The sequence below is a fragment of the Enterobacter sp. CCUG 70166 genome, assembly GCF_020224095.1.
Classification (GTDB): domain Bacteria; phylum Pseudomonadota; class Gammaproteobacteria; order Enterobacterales; family Enterobacteriaceae; genus Enterobacter; species Enterobacter intestinihominis.
Genome location: NZ_NRIQ01000060.1, coordinates 45,036 through 55,926, shown reverse-complemented (window position 1 = coordinate 55,926; position 10,891 = coordinate 45,036). Strand labels below are relative to the sequence as shown.

12 protein-coding genes are annotated in these 10,891 nt (G+C 44.5%); 4 read left to right on the top strand and 8 right to left on the bottom strand.

What is annotated here, in order from left to right; all coding sequences use genetic code 11:
- Positions 1-221: 221 nt before the first annotated feature.
- From CKK19_RS22995 to CKK19_RS22980, 4 genes are all read left to right on the top strand, one after another.
- Positions 222-539, top strand: a complete 318-nt coding sequence (locus CKK19_RS22995; protein WP_000785965.1) for a hypothetical protein — start codon at positions 222-224, stop codon at positions 537-539.
- A 22-nt stretch (positions 540-561) separates the two neighbouring features.
- Positions 562-867: a hypothetical protein gene (locus CKK19_RS22990; protein WP_001100610.1), complete on the top strand. Its 306-nt coding sequence runs from the start codon at positions 562-564 to the stop codon at positions 865-867.
- 44 nt (positions 868-911) lie between these two features.
- Positions 912-1,583, top strand: a complete 672-nt coding sequence (locus CKK19_RS22985; protein ID WP_000285959.1) for a S1 family peptidase — start codon at positions 912-914, stop codon at positions 1,581-1,583.
- A 457-nt stretch (positions 1,584-2,040) separates the two neighbouring features.
- A complete protein-coding gene (locus CKK19_RS22980; RefSeq protein WP_001371904.1) occupies positions 2,041-2,448 on the top strand; it encodes a hypothetical protein in 408 nt (135 codons plus the stop codon).
- A 50-nt stretch (positions 2,449-2,498) separates the two neighbouring features.
- Here the strand turns inward: CKK19_RS22980 and CKK19_RS22975 are convergent, their stop codons facing one another.
- The 8 genes from CKK19_RS22975 to CKK19_RS22945 form a co-directional block, all read right to left on the bottom strand.
- The gene (locus tag CKK19_RS22975) at positions 2,499-2,882 is read right to left on the bottom strand and encodes a hypothetical protein (protein ID WP_233144839.1); all 384 of its coding nucleotides are present in this window, start codon (positions 2,880-2,882) and stop codon (positions 2,499-2,501) included.
- Positions 2,785-3,000: a hypothetical protein gene (locus CKK19_RS25395; protein ID WP_122966916.1), complete on the bottom strand. Its 216-nt coding sequence runs from the start codon at positions 2,998-3,000 to the stop codon at positions 2,785-2,787. The genes CKK19_RS22975 and CKK19_RS25395 overlap by 98 nt, the downstream gene beginning before the upstream one ends.
- Positions 2,982-3,896, bottom strand: coding sequence for an IS5 family transposase (locus CKK19_RS22970; RefSeq protein ID WP_100185530.1), 915 nt, complete (start codon positions 3,894-3,896; stop codon positions 2,982-2,984). Before CKK19_RS22970 ends, CKK19_RS25395 begins: the two co-directional genes overlap by 19 nt.
- Before the next feature lie 496 nt (positions 3,897-4,392).
- Positions 4,393-4,884: a hypothetical protein gene (locus CKK19_RS22965; RefSeq protein WP_000636790.1), complete on the bottom strand. Its 492-nt coding sequence runs from the start codon at positions 4,882-4,884 to the stop codon at positions 4,393-4,395.
- 84 nt (positions 4,885-4,968) lie between these two features.
- Positions 4,969-5,484 (bottom strand): hypothetical protein, encoded by a 516-nt coding sequence (locus CKK19_RS22960; RefSeq protein ID WP_000228894.1) that lies wholly within the window; start codon positions 5,482-5,484, stop codon positions 4,969-4,971.
- A gap of 564 nt (positions 5,485-6,048) precedes the next feature.
- Positions 6,049-9,384 carry a hypothetical protein gene (locus CKK19_RS22955; RefSeq protein WP_000502666.1) on the bottom strand — a complete coding sequence of 1,112 codons (3,336 nt, stop codon included), beginning with the start codon at positions 9,382-9,384 and terminating at the stop codon, positions 6,049-6,051.
- 222 nt (positions 9,385-9,606) lie between these two features.
- Positions 9,607-9,960 carry a hypothetical protein gene (locus tag CKK19_RS22950; RefSeq protein ID WP_000769182.1) on the bottom strand — a complete coding sequence of 118 codons (354 nt, stop codon included), beginning with the start codon at positions 9,958-9,960 and terminating at the stop codon, positions 9,607-9,609.
- Positions 9,961-10,113: 153 nt separating this feature from the next.
- A complete protein-coding gene (locus CKK19_RS22945; RefSeq protein ID WP_000926374.1) occupies positions 10,114-10,722 on the bottom strand; it encodes a hypothetical protein in 609 nt (202 codons plus the stop codon).
- Positions 10,723-10,891: the final 169 nt, after the last annotated feature.

Here is a 10,891-nt window from a genome sequence, read left to right as displayed (position 1 = left end):
GGTCACCAACATGCGTTGAGCCCCTTAGAATTGCATTCAGTTTAGCTTACTCTAAGGTGACGTTTCTATCTGGATAAAAAGTGACATTACTAAATGGTTCTAACAACTTAAGTGCGCATAATCAGGATTATGTAAGATCAGCGTTAAGTAGTCGATTTATTTGAAAGTGACGTCGTCTTTAAGTTAAAATCACCTATAATCAATACCTACTGGAGCAGCTCATGGCTGACACCTACCTCCCCCCGGGCTTTAAAAAATGCAAATCATGTCAGCAAGTTAAACCCTTTGAACAGTTTGGAAAAGAGCTCAAGGGCAAGTTTGGCCTCAAGAGTAAATGCCGAGCGTGTATTAGCGAGAAAAACAAAACGTACGCAGCAGGCCCAGGGGCCGAAGTAAAGACGCAAAATAATAGGACCTACCAGGCAGAAAACAAGACTGAGCTCGCGGAGAAAATGCGCGTTAAGCGTGCGAAAGAAAAATTTGGTGATCGCTATAATTCCTACCTCGCTTCTTTAGAGTCCATGAAAAAACTCAAATAATGTAATCGCCAACGGAGGAATAATGAATGTACATCTGAAATATGATACGATAAAGCACTATCACTTTGATTGGCTAACGCCTGCTGGCGACTATCCTAATTCAGCGGTTATGCTCGTAGGTTTCCGTGATGGGCGCTGGATTATTGTTCAAGAGTTCGGAAATGATTATAGCTGCTTCGAGGGCGTTCTGAAGAATGGTGATGATCTTAATACGGAGCCTAAATTCTATTCCGACTTAGAAAGCGTAGCGGTTGCTGCTTTTGGCATGATGAAGCAGATATATCCCCAGTACCAAGATAGCACGTTAGAAGAATTCCTCGCTGGATAAAATATTCTAGAAACCAAACTCGCCTTATTCGAAGGAAACTGACTATGTATAGAAAGGTTTTAGCTCTTTCAGCCTTACTGATTTCTGCTTGTTCCACCGATAATCCTCATAAACAAAGTATGCACCACAATGATTTTGAGCTTTCGGACTCAGCTGTAAAAATTCAAATCAAGTCTGGAAATAAGACAATCTCCGGCTCAGGTACTTGGATCGATGAACAACATATTCTTACAGCTTCACATTTATGGCTTGATGCAAGCAAGGATTATAGTCTAAGTATAATAACAAGGAATGGGAGCCAACCAGCAACAGTTATCAATATTGATGATCCTAAGAACCGGGACCTCGCTCTTTTAAAAGTAGAAAAAAATACTATTGTCAAAGCCCCACCTAATTGGAAGCTTCCAGTATGTGATAATGTTCTAGCTCCAGGTGAGTCTGTTTGGGTTCTATCGGGAATGTATAATACGCTTTCAAATACGTATGCTTCCCCCGACTCAACCTACTATTATAAAGGAATAGTTGGTTCTGATGGTTTGACTGCTTTTTATCAAAATGGAGTTAGTGGAAGCGCTGTGTTAAACCAATCTAAGAGTTGCTTATATGGTGTTGTGAGTCAACAAGACATTAAAAAGATCAATGTCTATCAGATATATATTACGAAGATTACTACAAATGAAATTATACGCGGATTCATAGGTTATAAAAATAATTAAATGAGCGTAATCTTACAACAGGCAATTCCGACGTTATCTGCGTTGGTCTACCTATCTGAACCTTTAAAAGGAACGTCTATCATGTATAAACTTTTACCCGCAATACTAGTCTTTCTTTCGGTGTTCCTTGGACTAATCGCTCTACTCAGTGCTATCAAAAATGGTTCTGATGAATTGGCGGTATTCCTCATTACACTTTCGGCGTGGTTCGCTGCTTTAAGTAAGTTTTATTCACTTAAACTGTATAAAAATAGTTAGCCTGTGAATCCAAATACAGTTGACAAGTATCCAGCACTGCCCCCGTGATTTATTCAGGTTAGAAGCATTCCCGGAGTGCAGGCTGGGATTAGAAAAGTTACTTTTCTTACGATGTACCAACCAATAGGGCACGACTTATCGTAATGCCTAATTACATATTACCTGTTTAAGTCGATCTAATAATTTCATTGGAGCAGACATGTCCCCGGAATTGGTATCAGGCATTGCACGAGTGGCGCATGAAAAGCTACTTTCAGTTTTGACGGAGTGCGGCACAAAGAAGACGAAAGGCACATGCCTTTTTGCAAGCTATCTTGTATGTTATTTAGCAAAAACTAAAGGTCTAGATGCTGTTGTTCGTGGGGGTAACGGTGCAGATGATGGCGGTATATTTACAGAGAGTGGTGGCTTTGGCCATTATTGGTGTGAATTGAACTTCGAAGAAGTGCAATATTATATTGACATCACTTCCGAGCAGTTTGGGTTTCATCCATACATAGTGAAACGCGTCAACGATATAACAGGATGGCCACGATATATTCCTGGTGATCAGGAAACGGTCGATAGTCATTTAGAACAATTATTACGCGACGGCTATACAGAATAGGCTGCGTATACACTATCGCAGCCTTTCAGGCTCTTAACCCTTGTGACCAGTTAACGGAACCACTCAGGATGACGCTGCCGATCAACGTTGATAACCTGCGAATTAAATTCAACGACATCCGCTGGAGTAAGCATTAATTCATCAGGATTTACAATAAATGGTCTTAAAACCACTTCGCCACCGTCTTCTTTTGCACCGTAGATATTAATAAGAAAGTGCAGTCGTTGATTTCCGTCAGCATTGCGTTGCCATTCTCTAAAAGTCAAAGTCTGTTTAATATAGTTTGTTAAAAGAAATGCGAATTCAGATTCTTCCGTTTGTGAGATACCGTTTTTGTTAGACATTTTTTTTAGTATCTTTCCGAGCATGGATACACAGGCATCTAGGGAAGGTGCGAATAAGCAGGTCATTTCTTCCCAAGCTGACTCGCTGATTAAAATTTCGCGGATCTGGGCCGATTTTTTTCCCGCAAACACATCGAATCAGCCTATTTAGGCTATTTTTTCCACCATTTCTGGCGTTATTTCCGGTTTTTACTGAGATCTCTCCCACTGACGTATCATTTGGTCCACCCGAAACAGGTTGGCCAGGGTGAATAACATCGCCAGTTGGTTATCGTTTTTCAGCAGCCCCTTGTATCTGGCTTTCACGAAGCCGAACTGCCGCTTGATGATGCGAAACGGGTGCTCCACCTTGGCACGGATGCTGGCTTTCATGTATTCGATGTTGATGGCCGTTTTGTTCTTGCGCGGATGCTGCTTCAAGGTTTTTACCTTGCCGGGACGCTCGGCGATCAGCCAGTCCACATCCACCTCGGCCAGCTCCTCGCGCTGTGGCGCTCCTTGGTAGCCGGCATCGGCTGAGACAAATTGCTCCTCTCCATGAAGCAGATTACCCAGCTGATTGAGGTCATGCTCGTTGGCCGCGGTGGTGACTAGGCTGTGGGTCAGGCCACTCTTGGCATCGACACCAATGTGGGCCTTCATGCCAAAGTGCCACTGATTGCCTTTCTTGGTCTGATGCATCTCCGGATCGCGTTGCTGCTCTTTGTTCTTGCTAGAGCTGGGTGCCTCAATGATGGTGGCATCCACCAAAGTGCCTTGGGTCATCATGACGCCTGCTTCGGCCAGCCAGCGATTGATGGTCTTGAACAATTGACGGGCCAGTTGATGCTGCTCGAGCAGGTGGCGGAAATTCATGATGGTGGTGCGATCCGGCAGGGCGCTATCCAGGGATAATCGGGCAAACAGGCGCATGGAGGCGATTTCGTACAGGGCATCTTCCATGGCACCGTCGCTCAGGTTGTACCAATGCTGCATGCAGTGAATACGCAGCATGGTCTCCAGCGGATAGGGCCGTCGGCCATTGCCCGCCTTGGGATAAAACGGCTCGATGACAGCGGTCATATTCTGCCATGGCAGAATCTGCTCCATGCGGGAGAGGAAAATCTCTTTTCGGGTCTGACGGCGCTTAGTGCTGAATTCACTATCGGCGAAGGTGAGTTAATGGCTCATGATGTCCCTCTGGGATGCGCTCCGGATGAATATGATGATCTCATATCAGGAACTTGTTCGCACCTTCCCTAGACTTAACGATGTTAAAATTTTGGTTGTATTAAAATCCTCCTGCGAAAGTGAAATCATCCATGTATTATCTTTATGATAGTCGGTGATATAAATAAAATGAGATGTAAAAGGCGTTGAGTGATTGAACTCTCCTAAGTTCCATCCATACTGTCTCACTGTATTTGAGCTAAGTTCTTTGTCGGTAATGTTCATAATTCATACCTTTCGATAAAGTCTGTAATGATAATTAGCTATCTCAAAGGCCCAGAACAACTCTTGAAATAACCTCACTCGAAGAATTTATCATATTGAACACCCCTACCTAATAACCTTGCCGACTTAATAAATCACAATAGCCCTCCCCTGTCATTTTAAAACGCTACTTGAATTTTTGATAGCTTATAGTTGTTTTACGTTCTTTGTGATACTCATATGTCATCTTCTCTTTCCAGTACCAATCTTGTAAATCCTGCAAGTCTAGCCCATTTTTCTCACGTATGCTTTCGTGTAATTCGCTAAGCGCGAGTTTATCATTAGGTTTATAAATGGCTAATTTTTCTTCAAATAAATCCAGCCAACGTTTCCCCATCTTTCGACGCAAAACAAACACCATCGTGATAATTGTACTGAAATGCACAGCAATTAGTTCCAACTTATGCGATTGCTGACCAGATAAAATTACTATTGTAACAACAGGGATGGCCGTATATAAAGCAATCAAAGCGACCATAAGTTGATATGGTTTTTCCCGTATTACCATGTCCATGGGTAAACCAGAGGACGCTACTGCTTGCCAAAATCTTAAATACCTTCCGATGGACTTAAACCTTTTCCCGTTTTTATGCATAAACCTGTTTTTATTTACTATCATGTTAGACCTCTATTTTTCTGTAATTCTAGAAGAATGTTACCTTAACCCTTAACAGGGATAACACCGCATGTATTATCTCCATAATCAAAGCGCAGGGCCGGTAATAAAAAGTACCATACCATCGATGTGTAGTTCGTTCAGTGCATCCCTGTCCGTGGATAGCTTTCTAATGTTGTCAGGAGTTGCATCAATCGGGTATAAATCTTGCGTCAGTTTGACGAGATTCTTCTCAGTGCAGGTAAGACCGCCTTCAGCGAGAGTGCGCAGGTAATCACTAAACACGACTTCTTTTTCATCAGAGGTAAGTCGCTCGAAGTACCCCATATGTTCGGACGTGAAATTCTCATCTGCAATACTTCTCACTACTGAGATGATATCCGACCTTATGACCAACTCCCGCACCGCAGCATAAAAAATCCTGCCGTAATGTCCTGACACGTTTTCCTTTGCGAGCCACCAGCGCTCATCCGTGGTAACGGGTACTGTGGTCGGGGATGCCAGTAGCAGAACGGGGCTTAAACCGGATCGCGATAACCCTTCAGCAAAAGCTTCTTCAGGAAGACTGCTAACAGGCTTGCCTTGATAACGTGCTTCTACCATCTATGCTTCTCCTTTCTGATGTAGGCATGACTGCCTTCTATTTAAGCAATCAGTAAACCGGATTGAGCTGAGCAACGTTATCCTTCTCCCATCATTGCTTGCCACTTTTACCATAAGCGCCAAACAATTAGCCCCATTATTCCGGTTGTAAACTGAACCTTAACACTAACCAGTATGAATCGGTCATCTGGGGCAAAGTGTCCACCGGGTTGAAGTAGCCAGGTTGTTAGCGGCGGATGGAAAGCCAGTACGAATCCGTAAACTATAAAAGCCAAGCTCAGTAAAAGAAGGAGCATGCGCCCAATACGTTTGAGTTGATAAGATAAACTCGCGCTAGTTTTTCGTGGGGGTACGATATGGTCTTTCAACACTGTCTCCTTGCCAGCAAATGCCGAAGCGCTGGCATAAAGATTAAACAATTTTTATGCCAGTTACTCCGGCGAGATGGGTGATAATCCTCGTTGCCATCATAAAGCCTTATCTCTTTCAAATTTGAGCGATAAGGGGTCTTTGAGCCTGTAATGGCTTTTTGTTTGATGTTTTGATGGCACCTGCCCCCGCGTTTTACCATGACCGAAGTACATAGCGGCTCACACCTTCTGCTGGCTGTTGCCACTCGCTATTCTCCGTTGACGGTCTGAGGCGCGTCGAGCCCCGGGAGATGTTTTTCATCGCCTGCTCAAGAGTGTCCATCCTGTAGGTTTTGATGTTCACCCCTTCTTCAGAAATAGGCCCCAGCAGTTCCGTAACCTCACGCTCACCCTGATAAATATCGACCCACTGTGTAATATTCACCTTATCACCATTCGCATCAATGCCACGTCGGTTAAAGTGGTCAATTTCAAACTCACACACGGTTACCGGTACCAGCCCCTCCGGGCGCGGATACCCGAGTATTTCATCAAAACCAGGTTCCCCTTCATCAGTGACCAGATCAGGCGTCAAATAGAGTTTTCCGTTACGGGAAAAATGCGCAACATGGCAGGACCACTGGTCATTTAACATCGTTGGCATGCTTGTGAACATTCCTGAATACCACCGTCTGGCATTATCAACTGATTTGGTGACGAGGATTTCATCTGGTACTTCCCCGTTGTCCATGGTGTAAAAACTGAGAGACAGAGCGGTATTTCTGCGTGAAAGTAGCTTTTCTTTATTGACCTCTTTATTTTCAAATTTGGACAGGTATTCCTCAAGGAACAGCGCCTGCAACTCGGGTGTCGGCGCTTTCTGATAAAACCAGTCGGCCAGGTCTTTAGTGCCAATATAGATGAGGCTGGCTTTACCTTTTTCGCTCTTGACCGCAACAGGAGCCATTAGGCTTACTTGCTGTACGTACTCACTGGTTTCATTGATACTTTCATAGGCCTCAATCCACTGGCCAAGCAGATTGGTGTAAATCACCGGATCGTTCAGCTTTAAAAACTGCTTAAGAGCCTGAGCGCCACGGGAGCATGTATCAAAATAACGCTGCTTCTCTTCGAAGCTTTTGAAAGCAGTCTTTTTGCCCGACCATGTGGCCACCAGCTGTTCATCTTCGAACAGGGTGTTTTCAGCTGGTAAGAAGTGTTTCATTTTCGCAAAACGTTGATGAGTGACGTTTAAGACATTTCGGGATGTAGCAAGTACCATTCGATGAACCCAGGCATGCCCTTCCATCCGGTTGTCGCATTCAAAATTTGCTGGTGCGGCATATGCAACAAGTTTCCCTGAAGCATTTACCGATAACCTGACCAGCTCATAGCCTTTGCTGCTAATAAAATTACGAACCCCGGGAAGATGTTTGAGCCCCACATCAGCGAGCATATAGAGCTGGTTCAGGAGCTCTTTGGAGCCCTTCTCTGTACTCATGGCAGCTTCCAGCGTCGCCCCCCTGTTATCAGCTCGCCAGGCTACAATGCATCGATCTATCAACTCTGATCTCAGATTAGGCTGGCCAATATTTCCATCGGCCAGAGCCTGGCTCAGCATCTGCCGGTAAGGTTCTTCTGCCTCACGCTCGGCACGAATATAATTTAAAGCCATCTTGAAGAAGCGAATGTAAAACAGGTGATTAGACCTGAATTTACGTCTGTGAATGTACCATTCGAGCTCCTCCGCTTTAATGGTATCCATGCACAGGAAACCCAGTTCAGCATCATTCCTGCTGGACTCCTTAAATAAAGACAAATTCACCTTACAATTGAAATCTCGATCCGTTGAGTATCTGTTTACTGTTGCGTTGACACAGATATCGTCTCCCTGACGGAATGCAATAACCGGCTCATAGTTTTTATGGGTTCTCCCAAGCCATTTATAGCCAGAGTAGCTGTTGTCTTCCTGAACTGCTCCTGGTGCTGTCACTGGGTTCATCAACGAATCCCAGTTGCACATTACCCGGGATCCGGACTGAAGGCATGAGTTTGCCTGTTCAAGATAACTTTGCAGAGACGGCCGTGTCTCAGCCATACCCAAAAGGCCAGAACCGTCTTTGTCGTGCAGAAATTGGAAGTACCGTTCCTGGAACTCAAGGCTCAGAAAACTGTAAGGGGTATTGGTATCATAGAAATCACCAAATAGTTTGAGCCGGTGATCGAGGCCGCAGATAAGGATCAGGAAACGACGGTAGTGAAGTGCCATAAGATCATGCTGCTTCAGTCGGTCGGTATAACTGACGTCCTCAAACTTTATGGTGCTGCCATCAATCCCCTGGAAATGTGCTTCCTGTTCGCTGGCGGAAGGGAATAGCTGCGAAGCCCCAAGATGGCTTTCTACCGAAGAGTAAACCTGATGAATATTTTGACCGTCCCGGACCAGAAGGAATACAACCCGGTTCCTGTCATTGCGGACATGATTTTCCCAGGGATCGCGGTAATCGATATAACGTCGTGTTGTGGCCATACATACGATGGAACGTTCGGACGGAAAAATCTGCTCCACCAGCCCGGGGCTGGTTCGTAAAGTTTCATGAAATTTTTCCATATCAGAGAAGTCGAACCAGCTATCGAGATCGCACCATACGGCCAGCTCTTCATCCACCATCAGCTTTGCCTGAACGACCTGGAGCGGGAGGTGTGATGGAGCGGATTCACCCTTCACGATATTCACTACCTCAACGTCTTTGCCGGTATACAGTTCCAGACTGCCAACGCCATCGTGGATTTTCTTCACATATTCCATGGCTTCTTCTGTAGTGGCCAGACTTGCCGCTGCAACTTCCTCGAAATAGGGCAGCATTCTTTTGCTGGCATTAGCGATTGCCTGCGTTCGTTGTGTGATGATTTTGCTGATGGCTGTGCTGATCTGCCCTTCTTTTAAGGCCGCTTCTCTGATTTGTTCAATGCGGGTATCTGAAATACCAGAGGACAGAGCATTTTGAACTGATCCAATCGCCAGTGAGGTTACCGCCTGCTGCTCTTGTGGGGGCACTAACGCAACGCTAAGGCCCGTCACAGGGTTTTCACGGTCATCTGTACCTAATTGCTCAATCGCAAGGTCACGGAGCCCCTGAGCATCGCTCACGAGGGCTGTAAGCGATGCCTGTAGGCTATTCACTTCTTCCTGAGCTTGTCTGAGTTCAGCATCCCGGATTACCTTATGGTCGGGTTCAAATACAAAACTGGACAGAAAATCCTTAACCAGGAAGCGATGCTCTCGCATTTCTTTGCCACGTTCCCTACGGTTGCCGCTGCTGTCTTCAGTGACAATAGCTACAGTCTGACCGTAAACGCGGGGATGGGCGCGTAGAATCACTGTGTGCAGCTTATCTTCAACGTAACGCAAAGACGTAATGAGCAGCGTATCCCCTGCCACAATACCCTCTTCAGGGATGCTGTCAGTGGACGTCCAGTACTGACCCGCCAGCAAAGAATGAAATCGCTCTAAACGGTCAATGTTATTTTTGCTGACCAGGTCACCCATATACCTTTCCTTCCAGATTCGTATGTTAGGTGAATCATACCAGATTGCACTTACCGTCTAATAACTCAAAAAACACCAACTTCGGCATTCACTAGAAATGAATCCGTCCACTATTATTCATTAATTAAATAGATTCTTAGATATGAATAGCGCATTGCTTTTAAAGCAGGTTTCGCAAAGGGTTAAAAAAGGCTTCTTAAGTGAAGCCTTTAATAATAAATGCTACTTATCTTCAGAGGGATACATTTCCCAGTATTTATTACGTACATTAACAAGGCAATGGTCTGCTGTTTCTGAAGCGCCTTTGTCGCGGTTTACAAAGGCTTCTGCAACTTCATCCAACTTATCCGGTACCGTATTTAATGGTAATGCCTGCTTCAGGTTGGTGGTTACCAGTTCCTTTGCTTTATCATGATTAAGTTCAGTTCGGATGCTTGCATCTTTACAAATATCATCAACCTTACCATCAAGAATAATGTTTGGGATAGGTTCGTTTTCAACTTTATGTGTAGTATTAGCAGAGGAGCCAAAAGCGACTGACATCATCGCACACAGCAGAATATTTTTTAATTTCATAGTTCACTCCATTATGACTATTGATATCTACTTATGAAGTATTAGTTATATCATGTTTGCCGTCAAAACATAGAACCCACTGTTTTGACTTTAAACATATCATGCTACAACGTTTTTTTGCACGTGACTTTAGTAGGCATGATTTATGAGGTTTCAGCAGGACGTCAGATTGTTGTCGATCCAGTATTGATGCAAGCCTACCGTCCATTTCTTCGATAAGGCCGAAAGTAAAAGCGCTAAACCACAGCAGTTACCAGGAGTAAAAATTCGTATGGGATCTGGAGAACCGACTTTAACACTCATAATGAACTCCAGAATGTTGCCATGGCATAGACTATTTCTAAGCCTGACGATATCTGCTTCAGGTTTTTTACCAGCGTCTATCTTTGCCAACATATTCTTCTCGGCTGGAAATGACAGTAATTCTATCGGCATCCCTTCCTGCTTAGCCTTTCGCATTAAAGCGTTACTCATTACTGACGTACCATCTAAGTCCACCAGTACAGGAACTGACTGCTGAACGTTAACAGTTGATTTCAACTTCAGCGTAACCCTGAGTGATGTTTCGATCCCATTCAGAAAGCTCGTACAGGCCGGTAACCATAGACCATGATGCAGCGCCTCGGTTGCTTGTTTAAAAAACCAGTCAATCACGGGGACAGTGCAATGCTCATAATAGTGATTTACCTCGCTGAACCTTGCCATATAAGCATCGTACTCAGCCTGGTCTTCAGGAGATAAAAAATTTGGTGGGAGGAGCATCAGAATCCTTTCATCCTAGCTTGTATACCTTCTTCGTAGGCCAGCTCGCCATTATCGGTAAAAGATGGTTTTTGATGTTTATGATAAAGCTTAATTTTTCGTCAGGCTTGATAGCGTTACCGGAGAGATTTGATCTTTTCTCTTCAACTCGCAATACTGTTTATACATA

Coding starts and splice junctions, on each gene's coding strand:
- CKK19_RS22965 (WP_000636790.1), bottom strand. CDS start 4,884: ATGATAGTAAATAAAAACAGGTTTATGCATAAAAACGGGAAAAGGTTT.
- CKK19_RS22990 (WP_001100610.1), top strand. CDS start 562: ATGAATGTACATCTGAAATATGATACGATAAAGCACTATCACTTTGAT.
- CKK19_RS22955 (WP_000502666.1), bottom strand. CDS start 9,384: ATGGGTGACCTGGTCAGCAAAAATAACATTGACCGTTTAGAGCGATTT.
- CKK19_RS22985 (WP_000285959.1), top strand. CDS start 912: ATGTATAGAAAGGTTTTAGCTCTTTCAGCCTTACTGATTTCTGCTTGT.
- CKK19_RS22995 (WP_000785965.1), top strand. CDS start 222: ATGGCTGACACCTACCTCCCCCCGGGCTTTAAAAAATGCAAATCATGT.
- CKK19_RS22945 (WP_000926374.1), bottom strand. CDS start 10,722: ATGCTCCTCCCACCAAATTTTTTATCTCCTGAAGACCAGGCTGAGTAC.
- CKK19_RS22950 (WP_000769182.1), bottom strand. CDS start 9,960: ATGAAATTAAAAAATATTCTGCTGTGTGCGATGATGTCAGTCGCTTTT.
- CKK19_RS22960 (WP_000228894.1), bottom strand. CDS start 5,484: ATGGTAGAAGCACGTTATCAAGGCAAGCCTGTTAGCAGTCTTCCTGAA.
- CKK19_RS22980 (WP_001371904.1), top strand. CDS start 2,041: ATGTCCCCGGAATTGGTATCAGGCATTGCACGAGTGGCGCATGAAAAG.